16 protein-coding genes and 4 pseudogenes are annotated in these 23,773 nt (G+C 57.8%); 6 read left to right on the top strand and 14 right to left on the bottom strand.

Annotated features, from left to right (window positions below; genetic code table 11):
- Positions 1–521 precede the first annotated feature (521 nt).
- From LB462_RS14585 to LB462_RS14575, 3 genes are all read left to right on the top strand, one after another.
- Positions 522–1,805 carry an MFS transporter gene (locus tag LB462_RS14585; RefSeq protein ID WP_224509039.1) on the top strand — a complete coding sequence of 428 codons (1,284 nt, stop codon included), beginning with the start codon at positions 522–524 and terminating at the stop codon, positions 1,803–1,805.
- A 474-nt stretch (positions 1,806–2,279) separates the two neighbouring features.
- Positions 2,280–3,242, top strand: coding sequence for a D-2-hydroxyacid dehydrogenase (locus LB462_RS14580; protein WP_224509038.1), 963 nt, complete (start codon positions 2,280–2,282; stop codon positions 3,240–3,242).
- Positions 3,243–3,625: 383 nt separating this feature from the next.
- Complete coding sequence (locus LB462_RS14575; RefSeq protein WP_224509288.1) at positions 3,626–4,366, top strand: class II aldolase/adducin family protein; 741 nt, start codon at positions 3,626–3,628, stop codon at positions 4,364–4,366.
- A gap of 120 nt (positions 4,367–4,486) precedes the next feature.
- Here LB462_RS14575 and LB462_RS14570 read toward each other — a convergent pair whose 3' ends face one another.
- The 3 genes from LB462_RS14570 to LB462_RS14560 all read right to left on the bottom strand — a co-directional run bounded on the left by LB462_RS14570 (position 4,487) and on the right by LB462_RS14560 (position 7,447).
- Entirely contained in the window at positions 4,487–4,765 is a 279-nt protein-coding gene (locus tag LB462_RS14570) for a hypothetical protein (RefSeq protein WP_224509036.1), read from the bottom strand.
- 578 nt (positions 4,766–5,343) lie between these two features.
- Positions 5,344–5,955 carry a glutathione binding-like protein gene (locus LB462_RS14565; RefSeq protein WP_224509034.1) on the bottom strand — a complete coding sequence of 204 codons (612 nt, stop codon included), beginning with the start codon at positions 5,953–5,955 and terminating at the stop codon, positions 5,344–5,346.
- Positions 5,956–5,989: 34 nt separating this feature from the next.
- On the bottom strand, positions 5,990–7,447 hold the full coding sequence (locus LB462_RS14560; protein WP_224509032.1) for an acetoacetate decarboxylase family protein: 1,458 nt from the start codon (positions 7,445–7,447) through the stop codon (positions 5,990–5,992).
- A gap of 362 nt (positions 7,448–7,809) precedes the next feature.
- Between LB462_RS14560 and LB462_RS14555 the strand changes: the two are divergent.
- Positions 7,810–8,063: pseudogene (locus tag LB462_RS14555) on the top strand (ATP-binding protein); the annotation flags it as partial.
- 537 nt (positions 8,064–8,600) lie between these two features.
- Here the strand turns inward: LB462_RS14555 and LB462_RS14550 are convergent.
- Both LB462_RS14550 and LB462_RS14545 read right to left on the bottom strand, forming a co-directional pair.
- Positions 8,601–9,647 (bottom strand): ABC transporter substrate-binding protein, encoded by a 1,047-nt coding sequence (locus LB462_RS14550; protein ID WP_224509030.1) that lies wholly within the window; start codon positions 9,645–9,647, stop codon positions 8,601–8,603.
- A gap of 104 nt (positions 9,648–9,751) precedes the next feature.
- On the bottom strand, positions 9,752–9,907 hold the full coding sequence (locus tag LB462_RS14545; protein ID WP_224509285.1) for a TOBE domain-containing protein: 156 nt from the start codon (positions 9,905–9,907) through the stop codon (positions 9,752–9,754).
- A gap of 178 nt (positions 9,908–10,085) precedes the next feature.
- Here LB462_RS14545 and LB462_RS14540 point away from each other — a divergent pair.
- A pseudogene (locus LB462_RS14540) lies at positions 10,086–10,455 on the top strand (transposase); the annotation flags it as partial.
- A gap of 271 nt (positions 10,456–10,726) precedes the next feature.
- On the opposite strand, the gene LB462_RS31510 reads toward LB462_RS14540, so the two are convergent.
- Both LB462_RS31510 and LB462_RS14530 read right to left on the bottom strand, forming a co-directional pair.
- Positions 10,727–11,902 carry a 3-hydroxyacyl-CoA dehydrogenase NAD-binding domain-containing protein gene (locus LB462_RS31510; protein WP_224509028.1) on the bottom strand — a complete coding sequence of 392 codons (1,176 nt, stop codon included), beginning with the start codon at positions 11,900–11,902 and terminating at the stop codon, positions 10,727–10,729.
- Positions 11,903–12,020: 118 nt separating this feature from the next.
- A pseudogene (locus LB462_RS14530) lies at positions 12,021–12,407 on the bottom strand (ABC transporter ATP-binding protein); the annotation flags it as partial.
- Between LB462_RS14530 and LB462_RS14525 the strand changes: the two are divergent.
- Positions 12,404–12,741, top strand: a pseudogene (locus LB462_RS14525) (hypothetical protein); the annotation flags it as partial. The pseudogenes LB462_RS14530 and LB462_RS14525 sit on opposite strands and share 4 nt — an antisense overlap.
- Before the next feature lie 673 nt (positions 12,742–13,414).
- Here LB462_RS14525 and LB462_RS14520 read toward each other — a convergent pair.
- The 7 genes from LB462_RS14520 to LB462_RS14490 form a co-directional block, all read right to left on the bottom strand.
- A complete protein-coding gene (locus LB462_RS14520) occupies positions 13,415–14,050 on the bottom strand; it encodes an ABC transporter permease family protein (protein ID WP_224509027.1) in 636 nt (211 codons plus the stop codon).
- A gap of 11 nt (positions 14,051–14,061) precedes the next feature.
- Positions 14,062–15,354 carry an amidohydrolase family protein gene (locus LB462_RS14515; protein WP_224509025.1) on the bottom strand — a complete coding sequence of 431 codons (1,293 nt, stop codon included), beginning with the start codon at positions 15,352–15,354 and terminating at the stop codon, positions 14,062–14,064.
- 180 nt (positions 15,355–15,534) lie between these two features.
- A complete protein-coding gene (locus tag LB462_RS14510; protein ID WP_224509023.1) occupies positions 15,535–18,009 on the bottom strand; it encodes a CoA transferase in 2,475 nt (824 codons plus the stop codon).
- Positions 18,010–18,089: 80 nt separating this feature from the next.
- The gene (locus LB462_RS14505) at positions 18,090–20,141 is read right to left on the bottom strand and encodes an MBL fold metallo-hydrolase (protein WP_224509021.1); all 2,052 of its coding nucleotides are present in this window, start codon (positions 20,139–20,141) and stop codon (positions 18,090–18,092) included.
- A gap of 535 nt (positions 20,142–20,676) precedes the next feature.
- Positions 20,677–21,507, bottom strand: a complete 831-nt coding sequence (locus tag LB462_RS14500) for an ABC transporter permease (RefSeq protein ID WP_224509019.1) — start codon at positions 21,505–21,507, stop codon at positions 20,677–20,679.
- 4 nt (positions 21,508–21,511) lie between these two features.
- Positions 21,512–22,762: an ABC transporter permease gene (locus LB462_RS14495; protein ID WP_224509282.1), complete on the bottom strand. Its 1,251-nt coding sequence runs from the start codon at positions 22,760–22,762 to the stop codon at positions 21,512–21,514.
- A gap of 76 nt (positions 22,763–22,838) precedes the next feature.
- On the bottom strand, positions 22,839–23,690 hold the full coding sequence (locus LB462_RS14490) for an extracellular solute-binding protein (protein ID WP_224509017.1): 852 nt from the start codon (positions 23,688–23,690) through the stop codon (positions 22,839–22,841).
- Positions 23,691–23,773 lie beyond the last annotated feature (83 nt).

Below are 23,773 nucleotides of genomic sequence, written 5' to 3'. Positions count from 1 at the left end.
AATCTATGCGAGTCGTAACACAATGATTTGAGCCCGCTTACAATTAGACAGTTTCCCATTGCCATGGACCTGGCCATCGTGACGGCTGCTCGCGCTAACTGCTGTTGGTAATCGGATGATTACTAATGCGCACCAGGGGCGGCCAGCTGTAAACGCGAGCTCGCTGCTCGCCGAATACACCGGCCTACCCGCACTTAGCATCATCCCGGCGGAGATCAGATGGCACCAATATCATCATAACAGTTGCTCACACCATGCTGTAACGTCTCAATGGTAGTTTCGGCTCAGAATCGCGTCAAACGGCCGTGCGCGTGATTTAAATCTGAATCCCCGACGAGAAAGCCGAATTTCTGCACGGACCATTGGTCGATGGCGAAAATACCCGCCGTAAGCTGGGATAAGTTTTGGATAAATGATTTTCTGTTGCAGTGCGGTGTGGTCCGCACGGGGTAGCCGAATGTTTTTGAAGGGAGGCGGAGGGCGGTTGGATTTCAGTCGCTGATTCCGTTAGCGAACATAATATGCCTGCAGTGCCCGGGCTTTCACGCCGCGCCATCGCCATCATCTTCTGCGTCTCTATGGCCACAGCGATAGGAAACACTGGGTTACAGTCAGTGCTTCCCTCAATTGGCCGCTCCATTGGCATCGCTGACGCGATGGTTGCTGCCATCTTCTCACTCTCTTCCCTCCTGTGGGCTGTGTCTTCGCCGTTCTGGGCTCGTCAATCGGATCGGCTGGGTCGTAAGCCGCTCATGATTGTGGGCCTCGCAGGATTTGCCGTTTCGATGGTGCTGTGTGGACTTGTCGTAAGCGCCGGTCTCGCCCAACTGGAGACGCCTGTCGTCATCTTCGGACTTTTCTTAGTCTGCCGTGCGATCTTTGGCCTCTTTGGCGCTGCCAGTGGCCCAGCTATCCAAGCTTATATCGCCGAGCGCACTTCTGCCGCTGAACGTACACGTTGGATATCGAACGTCGCTGGGGCATCCAGCCTCGGCACAATAATCGGTCCGGTGATCGCGCCGTTCTTCATCATCGGCATTTTTGGGTTCGCAGGACCGCTCTACGCTTTTGCCCTGATCGCGGCGGCGATGCTGTTCATCGTCGCGCGCTTTTTAGAGGAGGCGCCGACCTCGTCGCTGAAGCCACTGTTCCTGATTGAAAAGGAGGCGCATACGCCACTGTGGCGCAGCACCAATCTCGCGCCTTTCATAGCTTATGGCTTCCTGCTCTCAGTTTGCCAAAATGCACAGGCACAAACCTTGGGTTTCCTGATCATTGACAAGGCACACAAGGCCCTGCCTATGCTCGACCCTCCTGCCCTCCTGCGCATCGCCCAAAGCCATATTGGCATCGCTATGGTCAGCGGCGCGATTGCCAGCCTGCTTGCACTCTGGGTCTTCATCCCACTATTTCGCATGACGCCCAAGTGCCTTTTGCGATGGGGCGCGGGGCTAGCAGCGCTTGGCAACGTCTTGGTTGCCTTCTCGCCAGACTATCTCACGGCAACCGCCGGATACGCGCTTTCGTGTCTAGGGTTCTCCTTCGCCAAGCCTGGTTTCGTTGCCGGTGCCTCCGTCTCGGTTTCGATGAAACAGCAGGCCAGCGCCGCAGGCGCTATCGGCGCGATCAATGGCGCAAACGTCCTCCTCGCGCCCTTCGCGGTGAGTTTCTACGGGATCTTCGCTCCCGGTCCGTTTCTCTTGGCGTCGGTCGTGCTTGTCGGCTTGCTCGCTTATACCTTTCTAAATCCATCCCTGCGCCATGCCGGCAGTGCCGTCCGAGATCACAACGATACTTCCGAATAGACGTCTGAGTTTGTAGACCCATGCGGGGGCCTATCCAAGAAACTAGGCCGTCTTTAACTCGGATTCCTGCATCGAATTCCGTATGGTGGGTATGTTGTCGGCAACAACACGGGTCCACTAAGATGATGGCCCCATCCACGACAGACTATAGGTGTTCCCGTGCCTCCAACGTTGAAACCGCCGCTTGAGGGGCGCCCGGCAACCTAATCAAACTCCTCTTGCATCGCGGTCTCGGCATGTTGCCTCGCGCCAAAGCTTGGAGTTTTGTCGTTCCATCTGGCCGCCGCCGGCCGGCGGGGAGGTAGGAAGCGACATCTTATTGCAGACATTCTGCAATAAAAGGTCATTTTCACGGACTTTCTGCGCCGGCATACCGCGATACTGGCCGTAAGAAACATCCCGCCTGCGATCCTCGTTGCCTGTGTCACCTCGTGGGCCGCGAGCGACGCAACCATTCTGAGGAACTGGAAAACCATGGCTGTCGAAAGCGCAGTGCTTACCATCGTCATCAACGACCCTGCCGCCGAAGACTATGCCCGACTGTTAGGAGAGCGTTTCCCGCAGGTTCGCGCCATTGCCGCACCGGATCCCGAGAGGTTGGAGCGGCACATCGCCGACGCGGACGTGCTGCTTGGGTTTCGCTTCCCTGTCGACGTGTTCGACCAGGCGAAGAAGCTGCGTTGGTTCCAATGCAGCGGTGCCGGCGTGGATGCCTTACTCCCGATCCGCGACAGGGCGGATCACATCACGGTGACCAACGCACGCGGCCTCCATGGCGATATCATCACCGACTTCGTCATGGCGGGCGTGACGATGCTGCACTGGGATTTTCCCCAGTTTCTGCGCGATCAGGCGGAGCGGAAATGGAATGCGCGCGATGTGGCTCCATTGGCTGACAGAACGCTTGGCATTGTCGGGCTGGGCTCCATTGGCACAACCATCGCCCGGCGCGCGAAGAGCGCGGGGATGACGGTCATCGGCTCGAAGCGCGACATATCCGTTCCGGTCGACGGCGTCGACAGGCTGTTCGCCTTCGATGCGCTTGACGATCTGCTGCCTCTCTGCGATTTCGTAGTGCTCGCGCTGCCGGCGACGGCAGAGACTGTAGGGCTCATAGGGGCAACCGAGATCGCGCGCATGCGGCGCGATGCCTTTCTGATCAACATTGCCCGGGGCAACGTCGTCGTGGAGGCCGATCTGATCAAAGCCTTGCAGGCAGGCGCAATTGCCGGTGCATTGCTGGATGTGTTTGAGCGAGAACCGCTGCCGCAAGACAGCCCATTGTGGGGCATGTCAAACGTGATTTTGACGCCGCACGCGGCGGGAAATGCCACAAACTATAGGCAGTGGCTATTCTCACTCTTCGTCGAGAATATCGAGCGATTCCTGAATGGGCAGGCGCTCAAGAATCTGGTGGATCTGCGACGCGGCTATTGACCGCGGCAACGCACGAAATACCTCGTGCATCGGGTATTCAGCCTCTTCGCCGCCAAAGATACAAACGTTGTCTTCCGCGGATCCGCGCTTCCAAATGCGTAAGCACTCGCGGGATCTGACACAAGCCGAAGTAGCCGTGTCATCCGCTAAGGCGCTTTCGGCGTGTCATGTCCCGGAACACAGGGCCTTTATTTTACCGATGGCCTGTAAGACGCTGAACAGATATCGCAGCCTCGCACTTCCCTATTCAGATGCAGAATCTCGGCGATATGACGGCCTCTTTTAGCGACATTCAGCTCTGGGCGCTGATAATATCATGCAGCGGTTCGACAATTCAGCCCAAGGTCGACTTTTTCCATTACACGCTCGAGGCGAGGATACCAATGTGTAACAACGTTTCCCAGGAATGGGGCATTCGCTGCGATCTGGCTGCGGCCTATCGCCTGATCGCCAATTTCGGTATGGACGATCTGATCTCCACTCATCTATCGGCGCGCCTGCCTGGAAAGGAGCATCGTTTCCTCCTCAATCCGTACGGCATGATGTTCGACGAGATCACGGCCTCCAGCCTCGTCGTTGTCGACATCGAGGGGCATACCATTGTGGACGGAGAAAAGTCTAAGATAAATAACGCAGGCTTCACGATCCATTCCGCCGTGCACATGAGTCGTGAAGACGCCCAATGCGTAATGCACACGCACACTCTGGCTGGAATGGCAGTGGCTGCGCAGGAACAGGGGCTGCTGCCGTTGAATCAAAAGTCGATGTGCTTCTACGGTGGCGTCGCCTATCACGGCTATGAAGGCATCGCGCTCGATCTCGACGAGCGCGAACGGATAGTGGGGGATCTCGGCGATAAGGATGTGATGATTTTGAAGCACCACGGCTTGCTCACGGTGGGGCGCACCGTCGCTGAAGCGTTCCTCAATATGTACCTCTTGGAGCAATCCTGTCGCATTCAGCTCGCGGCTACGCAAGGCGGGCAAAAGATCAGCCTACCGTCGCGCGGTGTCGCCGCTCATACGGCGGCGCAGTTCAACTATCATGGGTACAACAGAAGTCCGCTCCCATGGGAAGCGCTCAAACGCCGCCTCGATCGCATTAGCCCGGACTACGCGACGTGATAGTTTGCCAGTCCGCCCAGCGGCTGAGGCAACAACTCATTCTCAGGGAGCAGTACAGGCGAGGCAATGCCTGATCGTCGCCCTATAGACCAAGGAGCGCAAATCGCTTGAGAGTGGTTGTCAGGTATTGTTCTCGGCCCAGGTCAACAGCGCAAACAGCAGATGGGCGGTGTGCCTTTGCAGCTGGCCAAGATGGCGCGTGATCACCCGAAACGGGCGCTCCACCCTGGCTCGAATGTTTGCCTTGCGATGGTCTGCCTTCTGTTGTGCACCCGCGTTAGGAAATCTGCGTCTGGTTCGTAGTTCGCCCGGCCAAACAATCATCAGCCGCTCAAACATCGCGTCGTCGCGGCCATCGACCTCCCGTGCCCCCCGCAGTCCGGTTCTCAACACCAGCATGCCAGCCGCAAGCGTGAATCATGGGTTCGGCCTCATGGGCCGAGGTTCGACTGCTGACGCGGGCCCTGTGCAACTGTATTCTCCGCGGACTTTAGGATCCGTTGCATAGATCCAGTGGATCGCGGTGAAATCACCGTGTGAGGTAAGACCCACCGCACCGGTCGCGCTCAGTTCGCACAGCTTCGCCGATTGATGCGCCCGCTCGTCGCGCCTTCTATCACGGCGACAGCCGACGGCATCGGCAACGCCGAAGCACCTTCCAAAGGGCAAATTCGCGCCCGTAGCAGCGGGATCTGATCCTCCGCCGGGACGGCAAGATCACACATCCCTCGAGCCAAAGTATAGCGAGCACAGGATTTGATGGCGACGTCCAGCACCGCCATCGCCGTCGCCAGTCAGATGGCGCACATCGACCAGTGTCGCCGACGGGACTGACATCCCAGTCGGGCCTCCGCGATTTCCCCTGGCCGCTGCGTCGCAGTGGTCGACGAAAAATTTAAATCGATGGCGGTGGATTGCCGGTGCGCCGGTCTGCCCCTACGACGAGCGGAACCCGTGCCTCGGCTACAAGCGCTCGCTTACAGCGGATATTGCAGCAGCCCTTCGGCGCGTAGCGCCTGGTCGACAGCCGGCCGAGCGCGCAGGCGCTGCATGTAATTGCCGAGCACGGGCCAGGGCGAGAGATCGATCCCGCCCGGTCGCGCCCAGTTCAGGGTCGTGAAGAGATAGGCGTCGGCGATCGTGAAGTGATCGCCGAGGATAAAGTCGTGCTGCTCGAGGCGATTGGCGGTCCACAAGAAGCTCTGGCCAACCCTGGTTCTGGCCTTGGCGTTCTCTTCGTCGCCGCCGCCATGGAAGATCGGCCAATAGGCCTTGTGAATCTCGGTCGCGATGAAGTTCAGCATCTCGACCATCCTGAACCTGGCCAGCGGATCGCTGTTCAAGGACTCGCCAGCGCGGCCGCGGTGAGCAATGTACTGCAAGATGGCGGCCACCTCCGTGAGGCGCTGGCCGTCTTCGAGTTCAAGCACCGGCACCAGGCCCTTTTTGTTGACGCTCTCCAGGTCGGCGCCGCCGTCGAGCTTACGGGTCCGCATGTCGAAACGCACCAAACTGAAAGGCAAATCGAATTCCCGCAGGGCGATGTGTGTCGCGAGCGAGCAGGTTCCCTTGGCGTAGTAGAGCTTCATGCAATTTCCTCTATGGATACCCAATCACACCCTTCTATCTATCGAGAATAGGTATCTTGCGATGTCGAGTTGCGGACTCATAGGCGTACGCGTACGCTAGCAGTTCAGCCTCACTCCACATGCGACCCACGAAAATCAAGCCGAACGGTGAGCCCGAAGCGTAACAACCCGCAGGAACGGTAACCGCCGGTAGGCCGGCGATATTGATTTCATCGACCGTTGTCGCACGAATGGGCTCCTTCCCGTGCAGCGGCGGCAGCTCCTGAAACATCTGGGGAAAAACACAGGCATCGAGGTCATAGCGCGCGAATACCTCATCGAATATCATGAGGTACTGCTCCTTGACAGCAATGAACTCGCTGATGTTCGGCGGTTGTGACGGGTTTGCCAGAATCGCCGCGAACTGTGGCAAATTGGGTAGGTAGTTCAGTAAGCCCGCCCGACCGAATAGGTTTTCGCTGTCAATCGCCTTCGCAAACTCTGCGAATGTGGTTAGTGTGGCCCCAGGCCCCAGCCGCTCGAGATATTTGTGAAGGTCATAAGGAGCGGATTCCAAGCCACGCCCGTCCCAATCTGTAAACGGAGGAGTCGGCCTTCGGAGGTCAGCAAAACCCGAGGCAGCGAAGGGATCTTCGACCAGAACCGCTCCGAGCCCTTCAATCTCGCCTAATGCTCTGTCGTAGAGTCGCCGCGCCTCCATCGAAAGAGACTGATTGCGCCATCCGCTCCCGTAAAGAGCAAGCCGTTTGCCCTTAAGCGCATTCGCGCTCAGCTTTGACGAGTAGTCTCCCTTTGGCTTCTTGCCGACACCTGCGAGGGTCTTCGGATCCTCTGAAGTGTAGCCAGCAAGGACATCCAGGCAGATGGCCGCGTCACGCACACATCGCGCGAGGGGACCGACGACGTCGCGATTTCCCGATGCGGGCAGAACTCCCGCGTTGGGGACCAGTCCGATAGTGTGCAGTTCCTTATAGTCCCCGATTGTGTAAAAGCCACGTCCAACCGACTTCGGACTAAGTGGAGCAAGGTCCGTCTTTGCCGTGCTGCGAAGCTCGACCATCCCGCTTCCAACGAATTTCTGCCACTTACCTACCGCGTCACCCTCATAGCTCACTAGTTGCTTGATAGCCGCGCCCGGCCCATCCGCACGTGGAATAACCTTGAGATTGTAAAGGGGTAGTGCGGAGAGCAGATCCGTCTCCCCAGCAATCCGATCGAATGTCGTAGAGATGCGCATGAGAAGCGCCCCTTCCTTGACCACTTCACACACGCGCACGTTTTCATAGTCTTGAAAGTTGATCGTCGCGAACTCTTTTGCGCAGCCCCGCCGCTCGCGCCCGCCGCAAATGGCTGCAACATTGTCAAGATACAAATGCGAATTGTAGAGGACCGGCTCATTATTGTGGGTGCAACGAAGCAAGATTCCCGCTTCGTTGAAAGGTCCATATGACGAGAGGCTGACTTTAAAGGAGGCAATCAGGGGCACCGCCATCCGGATCGGCCACCAGTGGTTCCGGAAGATGGGTCTGCGCTACAGCTGGGTCTACTGTGATTTCAACTTTCTGCGATTAAATCCCCCGGTAGAACACTGGGATTTCTGCATAGGTCGAGCGATGAGCGGGTAGAACTTCCCCCTCGCCAAATGCAAGTGGCTTGTAGGCACCGAGAATTCGCGTCATTCCATTCCCTCCCTCGTTTGTCGTAGCGTTCGCGATGTATACGCGCATTTACGATGGCTACGTTAGGATGGAAAGGTCACCGAGTTACTGCGTTGTGCACCCCCAGCGTAAGGAAATCTGCGTCTGGTCCGTAGTTCACGCCGCCAAACAAACAGTAGCCGCTCAAAGGTCGCATCAGCTGGCGACCTGCCGCTGGATTGCTCACGGCGACACGGCGCTATTCCTCGGGCCCCCGGTGCGGGCATGACGCATCTTGCTGTGAGTCTGGGCCGCGAGGCGATCCGACAGAACTACAACGAGCAGTTCGTCGCGGCGGCCACGCTGGCGGCGATGCTGGCCCACAACGATGGCTCGCTCGACAAACAGTTGACGATCTTGTCCCGGCCGAACTTGCTCATCATCGACGAGTTGGGCAATCTGCCTTTCGAGGGGGTCAAATCTCCGTTTCGCCCAAGGGGTCATTTGCTCGCTTCGCTTGACAGATCTGACTGACAATCTCGGTCCCAACGTTCCGGTCACGGTGGTCTCCGCCAGCTTATCGGAAGTGCGAGACGACCCGCTCAGCTAACTAGAGGGGCGGAGGCAGCGAACCGCGACCTGGCCAACTGGATGGTGCCCGGACAAGTCCGGCGCGCCCAAGCTGGCGGCCGCCCGCTCGCTGCCGCTCACTGAGCAGGCGGTGGTAGACGTAGTAATCACCGACCTAGGCATCTTCCGCCTCGACCGGACACGCAAAGTGGTACCGCAGGTCCACGTGTGTAAAGCGCGGCGGGGACCGAGTCTTCATTCGGAAGCTTTCAGTTCAGCTCGGCTGCCCGAAGGCGCAATGCAAGAGGCGGCGAGAACGATGCAATCCATTCGGACGTGAACAGCCATCGTCGCCATCGACTCTCTTCCCTTTCTCTCTTTCTCAAATCGTCATTCGAGGAGAACGAGGAGGACGGATGCCCTCGCCCCCGTTCCTTGTTACTGCGCCAGCCAGGCGTTGAAGCGCTGTCTCAGCTCATCGCCCTTCTCTGCCCAGAAGGGTATGTCGACCTCCAGAGCAAGCGCCAGATGATCATGCGAGTTCGCAAAGTGGGGCAGGATCGCTGGATCGACAAGCTGCATGGCATCTTTGTTGGCCGGCCCATAGGGGAAATAGTGTGTTAAGTTGGCCTGAGCCGCAGGCGAAGCTGCGAACGCGATAAACTTGTAGGCATCGCCCCGCCGTGGGGAGCCTTTAGGAATCACCCAGTAGCTCCAGCCCGCCACTGCGGCGTCCCACACGATTTCGAAATGCTTACCGGAGTTCTTGACAGCATCGTAGATACGCCCGTTGAAGGCTGCGGTCATGATGACCTGGCCGTCAGCCAGCAACTGCGCTGGTTGGGCGCCAGCGGACCACCAGACGATGTCCTTCTTGATCGTGTCAAGCTTCTTGAAGGCTCGATCGACGCCCCCCGGCTCGCTGAGGACCTTATAAACGTCCTTGATCGGCACGCCGTCGGCGATCAGTGCCCATTCGATATTGCCTACGGGGCTCTTCCACAATCCCCGTTTGCCGGCGAATTTCTTCGTGTCGAACAGATCGGCGATGGCCTTCGGGCCATTCGGCAGCTTATCCTTGTCATAGGCGAGGATCGTTGCATTGGTTTGCGTCGGCACCCCGCATTCCTGCCCGTCGGTACCCATGAACTTCGCCCGATCGAGGCCCAACTTCTTCCAGTCGATTGTCTCGATGAGGCCCTCCTCGCACATTTGAAAGACCATCGACCCGTAAGGTTCGACCACGTCCCAGTTCACCGTCCTCGTTTCGACCATGGCACGAATCTTTGCCATCTCGAAGCTCCACTCATCCTCGGTGAGTTTGATCCCGGTCGCCTTGACAAACGGCTCGAAAATCGCCTTGCGCTGCGCCTCCTGATAGGCCCCACCAGAACTGGTGACCGTCAGCTGATCGCCCGCAAAGGCGGTTTCCGCTGTCGCCAGCATACCGGCCAGACCGATCACCGCTAAGGCTCCAGCGTTCATTGAAGTCATCCTCATCGACTGCTTCCTCCCTTGTTATGCGATCCCCAGGATAGGGACGGCATGGCCAAAAAGCCCAACTACCGCAGCGGCGCACCGGGCCATCGTCATGACACATCGAGCGCCCGACAATCCTCAGTCTTCCAGCCGATGGTGATCGCGGTGCCCGGATCGAGCTGCACCACGCCTTCCGAATTCGGCAGCTTGATCACAAAGTCGTCATGGCCGCAGACCGACACCCGAATGCGCACGTGGTCGCCCAGATAGATGAGGGGTATGAGATTGACTAATGAAAATTTCCCATGTCGGACTCCGCGACTTTGTCGTCAGAGACTTGTTATCGTTGTCAAAAAATACCGGGTTCTGGAGACGAATTTCACCGATTTCGATTGACCGGTTGCCAGATTCCTGCATCAACGCGGCAGACGGCGACGACTAATACGCGAGGCGCGCCCGTCGGCTGACGTGATCGACAGCCAGTCGTCAAGACGACCGAAAGCGGCGGCTTTGATGCGGCAAGTCGATCAAGGGCGCCAGCGCCACATCGTCATCGCTACATAGGGCATCTCGTCGGACTGCGCGTTTACACCGCCGACATTCAGGACCGCGGTGGTGAGGTGGAGGTGCTGACCTCAATCCGGGCGTTCTATCCGCGGCTGCCCTCTTTGCCGATGACGGCTATGCGGGAGACAAGCTGCGCGACACCCTCGCGGCACTTTGGCATCGGACCATCGAGATCATCAAGCCTCCCGACGGTGCCAAAGGCTTTACGGTGCTCAGGCGTCGCTGGATTTTGCAAGTTTTCTACGCAATAGGCAAAAAGGGACGTGCTCACTCGCAAGGCTGGTGGCCAGCACCAGCGGATATCGAGCTCGTGTTCGTGACGCATGCCAGTCAACAGCAACAGCACAAGCGTCATTATCTCAGGGCGCAGAGCCTCGACGTGTGACAGCGCATGTGAGCGGGGCGAACGTCCGTGCTAAGCAGGAACGTACGGCTTCGCGTCATCGACAACAATCATGCCTAAACCGCTGCCCGTCAGGTCAGGATGACGCCGGCGTTACTGTCACGAATGCGCTCATTCACTCGCCGTAGAGATCGACATTGTGTGTACCGACGCCGGTGTTGGGATCGCGGACCATGCTTGGCCGCCTCGATACCTGCTTAGGCAATTGCCTTCGGGAGCGCCGGAATAGACGGGTGATTCGTCTTGGATACGTCACCCGCACCGCACATGTGATAGAAACATCAATGCTCATCTTGTTCCATTGTATAGTGATCCCGTTGTTTGTGTGCCGGCGTAGGCAATTGTCGAGAGCTGGTCTTCCGTGCTTACGCTTCAGGTTTAATGCGGCGTGCCTTAAGGATACGAAGGATGTTCTCGTCTCGCCATTCTTCAAGTTTTTCCATCGAGACGCTTGCGCGAATTTCTGCACGGTCGCGCGCAGGTCTTCCTGCGCCTCGCGCGTGCCCTTCCAACCGAACAGCTTGAAGCAGTGTTCGATACCACCCAGGCCGCCACCAAGATTGTAGTATTGGCTTAGGCCCATGAAAGCCATTCGAACGCCGAAGCCGTTAACGATGACTTCATCGACGTCTTGGTAAGTGCAGTAACCCTCCTCGACTAGGCGGCGTGCTTCGTCGACGTAGGCTTTCTGAAGGCGGTTTCCGATGTAACCGTTAATTTCTTTTTTCAGCATAACTGGCTTTTTCCCAACAGCGATGAGGAACTCCCTTGCCCACTGTACCGCTCCGTCCGACTTGCCGGGAATAGCGAGAAGCTCGACCAGCGGAATGAGGTAAGTGGGAGCGAACGGATGTGCTACGATTACCCGCTCCGGAAATTGGCAGTTGGACGCTAGGTCGGATGGAATAAACTGAGACGAAGATGTCGCCAGGACAACATCCGCCGATGTCTTTGCATCAAGCTCGGCGAATAGGGCAGACTTGAGTGCTTTATCCTCGATGATGCTCTCCTGGACATAGCTCACACCGTCGAGCGCCTCTTCGATTGTCTCGCAGATCACGAGCCTATCGATGCTAGCGCTCTGGGCGAGATCGAGCTGTGCCAGGCGGGGCCAGATTGCTTCGATATTTGCTCGAAGCCGCACTCTCTGTTGCGGCGCCGGGTCGAATGCTCGCACGTTGAGCCCTTGCGACAGGAAATAGGCCGTCCAGCCACCTCCGATCGTGCCGGTGCCGATGCAGGCGACGGACTCAATTGAGCGTGGATCGTGAACAGGGATGTAACCAGACACTTCAGGTTCCTTCCAGTTTGGCTTGCGCTTTACAACGACGGCGAGCGCGCTTTCTCGCACATGCTCGGAGTTTGTGATCTTTTCGAAGCCGGGATGCTGTTGGGGTCCTTACGCAAGTATCAACAGCAAGCGCCTGCACGTTGCCCGCGTCGGGTACTTCCACCTTGCAGATCGTGCCATTCCTGGCCAGGACGGTGCCCTGCAGCCTATTGTTCTCGCCGATGAACTGAGCAACGAAAGCGTTCTGCGGTCGCTCGTATAGCTCGGCGGGCGCGGCGAGTTGCTGAATGGCCCCGTCGTTGAACACCGCAATGCGATCCGACATGGTCAGCCCTTCGCTCTGATCGTGCGTCACATAGACCACGGTGACACCAAGTTCCTGATGGATATGCTTGATCTCAAGCTGCATCTGCTTGTCCAGCGCGCCGAGCGGCTCATCCATGAGCACGAGCTTAGGATCGAAGACAAGGGCGCGGGCAAGCGCGACGCGTTGCTGCTGACGGCCTTGAGGCCGGTGCTCTGTCACAGTGGCTGCATGCCGGCCTTGTGTGGGCCGAGTTCGCGGTCGTTCTGCTGGATGCGCGCAGCATCCCCCAGCTGCTCATGGCCTGCAAGCAGCTGCAGGCCATGATGCGGGTTGTCAGCCTTCGTGGGCCGTTGCTTGGCGTCAGGCTGAAGATCGGCGAGGCTATGCTGCGCGCCAGAGACGCGCTGCAAACGGAGTTTGCCAGGTTGCATCCCGCCCTGCTGACATGGCGCGAGGTGACTAGGTCTGTCGACGACTAATGAGCGTGCCGGGAGTTTGGCATGCGCGCATTTGCGCGATCACTTCGTCGGTGCTGATGCCCTTTCTTGCTGCCGCACGTTCCAGTTGACCGCGCGACATCCTGGTGTGTGATGAACCTCAAAGTCAAACCCTCTCCAGTGAAATGCCTCCCACCACACAGAAATCCACTGCAGCTGAATCGGTTTGTGGAAGAGGCACGGCGTGCTTGCCCACGCAGCGGGATCGGCAATGACATCGGCGACGCAATCGAGAGCCCAGCACTTCGTGCCGAAGTGTCGTTGCAGGAACGGTACTCCGCCGATTGGTCGTCTATATGTGCGTTGGAACGGCAATTTTTGCCCCGACCTTCTGCACATTGGGCGTTTCCCCAGCACTGATCCCTGTGATGATGGGTATGTATAGCCCAGTCCACTCGCTCGACACCGATCGTGGCAAGATGCTGTGTAACAGCGGCGGTCCCTGTGTCGATTGGTAGGCATTCCGTCCACTTTCAGCCCAAAGATTTTCGGATCGCTGAATCAAAGACATTTCATTTTCTTCTTAAGGACAAAATCATGTTTTCCCGTCCACTCGGTCCGTGTTTCAGAGAACCTTTCGTGGCCGATCTGTGTGAGGCCGTTGTCCGTCATCTCACACCGGGTCGCGGTCAGAATCTTTAGGCGACTTGCGCGCGGCTCCGGTCCCGTATGTCAAACGCTCTTGGCTCGAAATACCTATACATGCGGTCAACAGAAACGGCTGGCCATATCCCGCTCCTGGGCCGTTTTGCTGAAATGAGATAGGTTGGCGGAGTCATTTTCTCCCTTGACGATGGGCATTGCGATATTGCCTCGCATGGTGCTGGCCTCGCGGCGCGCAAGACGCTCGATTTGGTGTGTCTTTTGCCCGTCGAAGACGTCCTCGACGTTGTTCGCTCCGTGTTCTTGCAGAAGCACGACCCAGGCTGTGGTGCGTGCCAACGCCGAGATCCAGAACGGCACCACGACCATGATCATCAAGAGATTGCTGGTCTGGGGCGGCAAGGTCGCCAGGAGATAGGCAACCGGGAAGCCCAGCAGCAAGGTCGCGGCGGTCACGCCGATGCTGATCCCCAGCGTGCGCAGAAATACGTCGCGAAAGACCGAGTACTGTGGTGGCGAGGCAACGATCTGGCTGTCGGGACCATACTGGTAATCGACCGAACGCAGCAGGTAATAGGCTGTATAAGCTGAGCGGCCGCGGTTGAGCAGGCTCCAGACGTCGTGCTGACCCCAGAGGGGATTGATTTCTATCAGCGCCGCCTTGTAGGGGCCGGCGGAAGCGTGCTCGTCTTGGATGCACCACTTAAGCGACCATGACACCATCACCCGGTCGGCTATCAACCATCATGTTGTCATTGGCCCTTTTGGAAGAAGCGAAGTGCGTTACCGCGCATGATCCGCTCGATGAGGGCGGGGATTTCCTCGTGGGCGATCCAGCCTTGACCGACCAGTTCCGAGAGCGCCTGTGCGATGCCACGGCGAGCAACGCAGGCGTGGCCATAGATCGGCTCCACCGCGACGTAGTCGCCGCCGAAGGTGAAGATCTTGTCGGCGGGAACCGCCAGCAAAAAATCCTTCAGAAAACGGATGCTCGCCGCGGGGTTGAGAACCCATGCCCAGCACATATCGATCCACGCGTTCGGATAGTGTTTGGCCAGCGCGATAAATTCCTGCTCGTAAGGATACCCGATGTGCATCAGGACGAAACGGGTATCAGGAAAATCCAACAATAGGCGACACAGATCGGCGGCGTTGTTGCGAGTGTGGGCGAGTTGCAACATTCCATGACCGCCCACAATACCAGTGTGCAGTTTAACAGGCAGATCGCACTCGGTAGCTTTGCCGACACAGTAGCGGAAAAGAAAATCCTGCATCGACTTGAGATCCTCGGAACCTAGGTCGTGGCGCATCTTGCCGATGTGGTGCAGAAATAGCCTCGCCGCGTGTGCCTTGGCGACCGGTGCGAAATCAAGCGAACGCGAATAGGCAATTTGACATTTCACCGCCACGGCCTTCGGACCGTACGTAGCGAAATAGAAGTCGATGATCTCCAGCCAATCATCCAGCGTTGTCGGTTGTTTGCCTGTTTCAGCATGCACGCGGGCGATGTCCGCAGCGCTGCACCGGGAAAATTCGAGGATGCTTAAATCCTGCGCCAGTAGCGCTGGCTGCTCGGTCTCCATGAAGATGCGCTGCAGAGAATTGACTTGGCAGTTCTCGATGTTCGCACGACGCAAAATGGCAGCGTAAAAGCCGGGCTGAATGGTCTCGCGGTATTTTTCGGCGATGCGAGGCACACTCTCGGCAGTCAGGTCGTCCTCACCATAGAGGCCGCGAAGCGTATGGCGCACGGCCTGAGCATAGCCGGTGTGGCGGATGCGATCCCAGTAAGGTGCGACCAGCTGGTATTTAACCACGCTCGAAAGATCCGGCCCAAGGAAGCTTTGCAGCTCGGTTTTCGGCATTCCCGCAACCGCCAAATCGTTGGCAACGTAGTCCCTGACTGCATAGGTCCAGTCGTCGCAAGGCAGCCACCGACCGATTACGCCGGACACGCGCTGGCTTTCCTCGATCAGATGCTCGTGGGTGTCCACGAACGGCGTCTGCTGAACCCATTGTGTGATCTGTGGGTCGGACTTCATCATTTTCCCCTTTTTACCTCGGTCGTCACTGCGAAATGGGTGGAACGGCCGAGACGTGGTCAGTCGGCTCCGATTTGGCAAATGAACAACATACGACAAATAAAGCCAGTCTACGATCGGCGCTCTTGTCTCGAAAGTCGCCCCCAGGATCCCCAGAGGCTCTCTTCTTGCTCGATGGCCGTTTCAAGTAGGCAAATACTCGTGACTCCAACTCTCGCTTATGTTGCCCGCGGCGATTAGCGCGTCTATGTCCGCTTCGGTATATTGAAAGGACCGCAGAAGTCGCCGGGTTGACGCGCCGTATTTCTCGGCGGGGGATAATGCATAGACCTTCCCGGCCTCCGAGCGAATGGCGTAGGGATCGAGCTGAGTTACGGTATGTCCACTCGGATGATCACGATATATTGAGAAGGAATAGCTGCCCCGGTCGGTCCCTGGCGTACCGTCCGCAGGCCTGGAATTTGCGGAACGTATCGCATCTATGTTCTCGCAGATTGCTGCGCCGATATCGGCTGCAGTCAATCTCGACAACCAATCCTCAGCGCTTGCCTTCTCCATAGCCGTAGAAAGGAAGGTGGCTCGGTCCTCGGCTGGCACGTCACCAAGTCCTTCAAGCCCCTCGACTTGCGCAAGGCGAGGCAAGTCGCTCTCAACGGCGTTGAGCATGAGGGTGCGGCCGGAAGCCGTTCTGTAAAGGCGGGCCAAGGCGTTGTAGCCCTTGGCATCTGGCCCGGCGGGTTCATCGAAGGGGTCGCGTCCTGCATAGTCGTAGCAGAAGGGAACTTGCAGAAGACCGGAAAGCGCCGACAGCGACGTCCGCGGCCGCCCCACGTGACCGGTTCTTCCTTTCTGGTACAACGCGGCGGCAATACCAAGAGCCGCGCTGTACGCGCCTAAAGCGTCGATTGTACCGTAGTGTGCATGCTCCTCGGGTGACTCCGGGGAACCGCCAAATCTGAGCATAATGCCAGTCGCCGCTTGAGCAATGTCGTCATAGCCGGGATCATCGCTACGTGGGCCACCGCGCACACCGCTGAAGCAATCGACTTGGCAGAAGATCACGTCCGGATTGAGCGCTTTCAGACCCTCCAGATGGAGCCCCTTACGCTTGACCTCCTGGTCAGTCGCATTCCAGACGATAACATCAACTGACTTCACCAACCGTTCGAAGACCTTCCGGCCGCCTGGCGAGGCAATATCCACTAACGCCGAGTGCTTGCCGCACATATTGACCATTCCCATGGACACTGTCCAGGAGCAGTTGTATAGGGGGAGGGCCGGGTCGATCTTGATTACCTCCGCACCGAAACGGGCGAGATAATATGCCGTATGCGGACCAGCGATCACATTGGACAGGTCGAGAACCCGTACGCCATCGAGCCATCCAGACGACGCCCGTGCAGGACGCGCCGGCGGCCGCCTAACAGGAATCGCCGAAAGTGCCGCGATCGCCTCATCGAAGGCGACCCATTTACGAGGCGCCGGGTTCAACATCATTTCACCAGTTTCCTCCAACCAAGCCATAGGTCCCGGCTGAGTCATTCGTCCAAACACCGGGTCGTCGACCTCCACCACGACGCCCGCAGCGGTAGCATGTTCGTTGCTCATCCATTCCTTCAAGGAGCGCTGCGGCGAACCCGCGATCCGGCTTTCTCTGAAGATGCGCTCCCACTCCTCTGAGGTTCGGGTCAAGAAAACAGCTTTCATTCGCGTGGTAATCTCATCATGCCAATACTTTGGCAAGGGGAGAGCAAGATAGTGATCCATTTGCTCTACAAGCCCTTCGGACACGAGCTCATCGTATAGTCCGAGAGCCTGCAAGCAGCGCTTGATATGAACTTTGTGGCCGGCGCATGCGATGGAGAACATGCGTCCATCTTTACACATATAACCCGAATTCCGATAAAAAGGGTCGTGAAGGTCTTGTACAGACTGGTAAGAGAGATTCAGCGGCAAGTTTGCCTCGCGCCTTTGGGCGATCTCGCGACTACGATGACCAGTGTAGCGAGGCGGAAAGTTCTCAACTAAGCACGCGTTGTATGCGAGGGCCTCCATGACCGCGCATACAAGAGGCGCCTCAATGTGGTCGCCGATCCCGCTGCGCTCCCGTGCTTGAAGCGCCAGTACCGCTGCCGATGCAGCAAGCATCGTGCCATAGGCAGATGCCAGAGGCAGCGGCGAGAAGTAGGGAATGACACCCATCAAGACGCGGTCAAGCCCCATGTCGGTGAACACACCTGAGGATGCCGCGATGACCGCCTCGAAGGCGCGCCACTCGCGACGAAGTTGATCGTTCGAGGCAAAGCCTGGAATAGATACTGTGATGAGCTCCGGCCGGACCTTGCGCAGCGCCGTGAAGTCGATTCCGAGGCGGCTAAGCACACCCGGTCGGAAATTTTCCACCACGATGTCCGCTTCCGCGACTAGGGCTTGCGCTTGCGAAAGGCCCTCCTCAGTCTTCAAGTCGATCTCGACAATCAATTTGTTCCGATTGAGCGTTGCATTGGCCGGGCTGTCCCAGAGGGGTCCGGAGGGTGGGTCGATATGCACGACTATGGCGCCAAGATCGGCGAGGACCATCGCCACCGCCGGACCAGCGATATACTGACCAAAATCGACAACTTTGACGCCTGAAAGAGGAAGGGAAGGACGTTTCATGCCTGTCTCCTGGTCGCTTTGGCCGAGAGCGTTGCTGTCGAGCCGGTAATGTACTTGATTTATCTGCGGGTCGGATTTCGTCATTTTCCCCTGCCTCTTGATTGGTGGGAAGCTGCCGGGACGGGCCGGACGTTCTCCGTCGATTGTGCTGCATGAACAACATGCGAAGGAACCGTCAGGTATCGCGGATCCCGCGTAACCGCTGCGAGCGTCGGCGCAGCAGTTCGACCAGCGCCAGCATGGCGACGTGGAGTTCGTCGATCTCCGGGAACTGAGACGAGGGCTTCACAAACAGGTCCCTGCGATACACCGTCGATTAAAATCTCGGCGGTCATGAGCCTTCGCCGCGGATCGACTTGAGACGGCGCAGTCGCCTCAAGCATGATATCGCCTTGCTCCCCCGGCTGAAGCGTGATGGTTCCCGCCTCACCATGGGACGCCCAACCGAATGCCGGTAGGAGGCGAGCGCTGTAGACAGCGGTGCGCTCCAAGTTATTGCGAATCCTAACCGTGTATGTGACCTCGCAGTTCGGGCGGGCTTCTGAAAGATATGGCAGCATTCGCGCCCAGAATAGATCGATGAAATAGTTTGCGGGCTCGCCTACGATATCACGGAAGGCTGCTTCCTTCCGTTCGATGTAGTCTGTGTACTCGGCGATCCTCGAGTAATCCATAGTGATCAGCTCTCCGTGTCCGGGGCATACGAGATCAGGCTTCGTCGCGCGTATCACATCCGCGCAGGCGCGATGCATCTCCAACTGGAAACTGTTGCGCATGACCGTAGACTGGACGGCGATCTCGCGCTCAATCCCTCTGGCTTCAGGATTGAAGAGAAACAAGTTGTCTCCCCCGAAGACGATCCGCTTGCCGTCGATATGACCTAAGACAATCGCATGGTATTCGGTTTGGCCTGGTGCGTGATGAATCTCGAAGTCAAAGCCTCTCCAGTGAAACGCCTCCCCATCACACAGAATCCGCTGCACCTGAATGGGTTTGTGGAAGCAGCACGGCGTGCTTGCCCACGCAGCGGGATCGGCAATGACATCAGCAACGCAATCGAGAGCCCAGCACTGCGTGCCGTAATGTCGTTGCAGGAACGGTATCCCACAGACATGGTCGTCATGAATGTGCGTTGGAAGGACGAGTTCGATGTGCCGCACTCCATAATCGTCGCGAAGTTGATCGATATGATGCTGAACGAAGCGCACTGCGTGCACACTATCGTGATTGGACCCTGCATGGAGATGGCCCACGGAGGCCATACCGTAGTCAATTAGCATCGCGTGGCCGCTTCCACTAAGCACAATGTAGAAATTGGAGCAGGTATAAGGTCCGGCCCACAGTAGATGTTCCGAAATTGACTGCAGCCTGCTTTCGCGGATAGTCTGCACGTCGTTGAAATCGCTGCCCCGGCCCGACGTATAAAGCCTGCCTATACTCGCGAGTGTCTCGAGCCTTGTTTCAAGCTTTCCTATATCCGCCTTAACCTCCCAGATCGGCAGTCCATGCGATGGATAGGCGGTCTCGACGTCCTCCTTTTTTAAGGCGAGGATTGATTGCATTGTAAATTCAATGCCAAGAAGGTCGCCGTAGTTATACTCCAGTGCATGAAGTTGATAGAGCTTTCCACCCGCTGTCATCAGATCGCCTGTAAACGCGATCTTCTTGCCATCCACCTCTACGATTAGGCTGACCATGCCGTATGTATGACCCTTTGCCGGCAGGACGCGGAACTCGTACTCCTTCCATACAAAGGTGCCGTAGTCCTCGAGAACGGCATCGACCGGAAGATTTTCCGCTAATGAGAAAAATGTATTGCTGTCGTTATAGTTGTCATAGATACGCCGAGCCTGCCAATAGGCCTCGACATTGTCGAAGAGGTGGCGTTCGTATTCCGGCACGGCAATTTTTGCCCCGACCTTTTGCACATTGGGTGTTCCCCAGCACTGATCCCTGTGATGATGGGTATGTAGAACCCAGTCGACTCGCTCGACACCGATCGTAGCAAGATGCTGTATAACAGCGCCGGATCCTGCGTCGATTAGTAGGCACTCCGTGCCACTCTTCAGAACGTAAACGTTACAAGCATCCTGAAATTCCCAAAGATTTTCGGAGCGCTGGATCAAAGACATTTCATTTCCTTCTCAATGACAAGACGATCTTGTCCCCACCCGTGTGGTCCGTGCTTCGGAAAACCTTTCGTGGCCGATCTGTTTGAGGCCGTCAGGCGTCATCTCACCTCGGGTCGCGGCTCTCAGAATCTTCAGGCGACCTGCGTGTGGGCGCCCGTCCCGTATGTCAAACACTCTTGGCGCGGCATAGCAACCCATGCGGGGCAATAGAAGCGGGTGGCCATATCTTGCTCCTGTGCCGCTTCGCTGAATTGAGATGGGTTTGGCAGAGTCATTGTCTTTTCCGCCCCTTGGAGAAGGGCGTCCCTATACCGCCTCCCATAGTGCCGGCCCCGATGAGCGCCGGACGCTCGACTTGGTGTGGCTTTGCCGTCGGAGACGCCTTCGACATTGTTCGCAACGCGCTCGGCGGAGAAGGCATAGCACTTCGCCTTAGACTGGTCGCTGGCGACGAATTGGACAAAAGGGTTGACGACATTGAACAAAGGAGCTCCGAGAGGGCGTAGGACGTCTCGCAACATGTGCGAGGGCAAGGTCAGGTATCGCGGATCCCGCGTAAACGTTCCGAGCGTCGGCGCAGTAGTTCGACCACCGCCAGCACCACGACGGAGAACAGAGTCAGTACTGTGGCGCCGGCGATAATAGTCGGATTGATCTGTTCGCGGATGCCGGAAAACATGACCCTTGGCAAAGTGCGCTGCTCGGCGCTGGCGATGAAAAGGGCTACGATCACCTCATCGAAGGAGGTGAGGAAGGCGAAGAGCGAACCCGCAATCATACCCGGTAAAATAAGCGGTAGGATGACCTTGAAGAAGACTGTGATCGGCGGCGCGCCGAGGCCGGCGGCGGCGCGGGTGAGCGAGTGGTCGAAACCCGCGAGGGTCGCGGTCACGGCGATGACGACAAAAGGGGTGGCCAGTGTAGTATGCGCCACGATCAGTCCGGTATAGCTGTTGAGCAGCCCGATATCGGCATAGAAGAAATATACTGCCACTGCGGTGATGATGCCCGGGACGATCATGGGCGATATCAGCAGGCCCATCACCGCCGTGCGCCATGGGAAAGTGGGGCGACTGAGCCCGAGCGCGGCTAACGTGCCGAGCGCGGTTGACAGTAGCGTTGCAGACACTGCGACGAGGATCGAGTTGTACAGCGCGCCCTGCCAACGGTCTGTTAGGAAGAACTCTTCATACCAGCGCAGCGACCACCCTGACATAGGATAGGTGAAGAAGGGTACAGAATTGAAGGATAGCGGGATGATCGCAAGGATTGGTGCAATCAGATATAGCAACACCACCCCACAGAACAGCCGGTGCAGATAGTACCAGCCCTTTTCAACTGGAGAGGCATACATGTGACGGGCCATTGTTTCACCCCATCTTGAGCTGGTCGACGCCGACCAGTCTATTATAGATATAGTATAGGAGCAGCGTAGCCGTGAGCAGAATGGCGCCTAGGGCCGAGGCCATGCCCCAATTGAGATCCTCGTTCGTGTAGTGGGCGACGAAGTAGCTGACCATCTGGTCGTTCGCCCCTCCGACGAGCGCGGGGGTCAAGTAGTAGCCCAGGCAAAGAATGAAGCTCAGAAGACAGCCGGCGGCGACCCCCGGCAGGGTTTGCGGGAAGTAGACCTTCCAGAAGGCGTAGAATGGGCCGGCGCCGAGCGAGCGGGCAGCGCGGACATAGTTGGGCGAGATCGTCTTCATCACGCTATAGATCGGCAGCAGCGTGAAGGGCAGCTGAATATGCGTCATGGCCAGCACGGTGCCGACCCGGTTGTAGACGAGTTCAGCGGGCTGCGATATCACATGCAGTGCCATCAAAACGTCGTTGACAACTCCGTGTTCTTGCAGAAGCACGACCCAGGCTGTGGTGCGTGCCAACGCCGAGATCCAGAACGGCACCACGACCATGATCATCAAGAGATTGCTGGTCTGGGGCGGCAAGGTCGCCAGGAGATAGGCAACCGGGAAGCCCAGCAGCAAGGTCGCGGCGGTCACGCCGATGCTGATCCCCAGCGTGCGCAGAAATACGTCGCGAAAGACCGAGTACTGTGGTGGCGAGGCAACGATCTGGCTGTCGGGACCATACTGGTAATCGACCGAACGCAGCAGGTAATAGGCTGTATAAGCTGAGCGGCCGCGGTTGAGCAGGCTCCAGACGTCGTGCTGACCCCAGAGGGGATTGATTTCTATCAGCGCCGCCTTGTAGGGGCCGGCGGAAAGCGTGCTCAACTTGCGCGCGCTCGACGTGACCTGGCTGCCGGCGCCGGCCAGTTCATAATTAACCCGCTTGGCGATCACGCCCGTGGTCTTGTGGGCCCAGGCCTGCTTGAGATCCTCGGCGAGAGCGGCATAGGCGCGCTCGTCGGGCAGATCCTTGCCGTCCCAAGCGCTTAAGGCTGCGGTGGTTCGCGGCATGAGCGTCAACAGCGTATCGTCATGGATCGCGCTGAACATCATGCGGCCGATTGGAAAGACAAAGGTGATCAGGACGAACAGCACAAGCGGCAGAACGAGGACGAAAGCCTTGAACTTATGCCGGCGCTCGACCCGCTGCAGCTTCATACGTAAAGACATCCCGTTTGAACTGCGCGCGCTTTGGACCGCTATAATCGCCATCATACCTCTCTCACTCTCTCTGATCTCCGTTCAAAGCGGCGGGGAGAACGGAAAGTCCCCTCGCCGTTGTTTGTTCTTACTGCGCGAGCCAGGCGGTGAAGCGCTGAGCCAATTCATCGCCCTTCTCAATTTTGAAAAGGTAGTCGGGTTGAAGCGCAATGGCGTCTCGCTCCGGCGTGTTTGGAAGATCAGTCAGCACCGCCGGATCAAGAAGCGGCATCGCATCCTGGTTGCCCGGCCCAAAGGGGAAGTAGCGCGTAAGGTCGGCCTGCGGTTCGGGTGAGCCGCCGAAGGCTAGGAACTTGTAGGCGTCCTTCTTGATCGTGTCGAGTTTCGTGAAGGCGCGATCGACGCCCTCCGGCGTGCCCAGAACCTTATATACCTCCTTGGTCGGCACGCCGTCAGCGATCAGTGCCCATTCGAGGTTGGGAGAGTAACTCTTCCACAGGCCGCGCTTGCCGAGGAATTTCTTCGTGTCGAACAGATCGGCGATGGCCTTCGGGCCGTTCGGCAGCTTGTCCTTGTCATAGTATACAATTGTAGGGTTGGTTTGAAACGGTACCCCGCAGTCGAATTTGCCGGCTTCACCGAACTTGGCTCGGTCGAGGCCCAACCTCTTCCAGTCGATCACCTCGAGAAGGCCCTCGGCACACATCATCCATGCACCCGACCCGCTGGCGTCGACCACGTCCCAGCTGACGGACTTTGATTCGACCATGGCACGGATCTTGGCGATCTCACCGCTCCACTCATCCTCGGTGAGTTTGATCCCGGTCGCCTTTGTGAAGGGCTCAAAAAAGACCTTGCCCAGGGCCTTCTCATAGGCTCCACCCCAGGAGACGACCGTCAGTTGGTCGCCCGCAAAGGCGGTTTCCGCTGTCGCCAGCATACCGGCCAGACCGATCACCGCTAATGCTCCAGCGTTCATTGAAGTCATCCTCATCCACTGCTTCCTCCCTTGTTATGCGACCCCCAGGATAGGGACGGCATGGCCAAAAAGCCCAACTACCG

Origin of the sequence: Phyllobacterium chamaecytisi, assembly GCF_020164455.1 — a bacterium.
In the GTDB taxonomy this organism is placed as follows: domain Bacteria; phylum Pseudomonadota; class Alphaproteobacteria; order Rhizobiales; family Rhizobiaceae; genus Phyllobacterium; species Phyllobacterium chamaecytisi.
The sequence above is the reverse complement of the archived record's forward strand: the minus strand, read 5'-3'. Positions and strand labels throughout refer to the sequence as shown.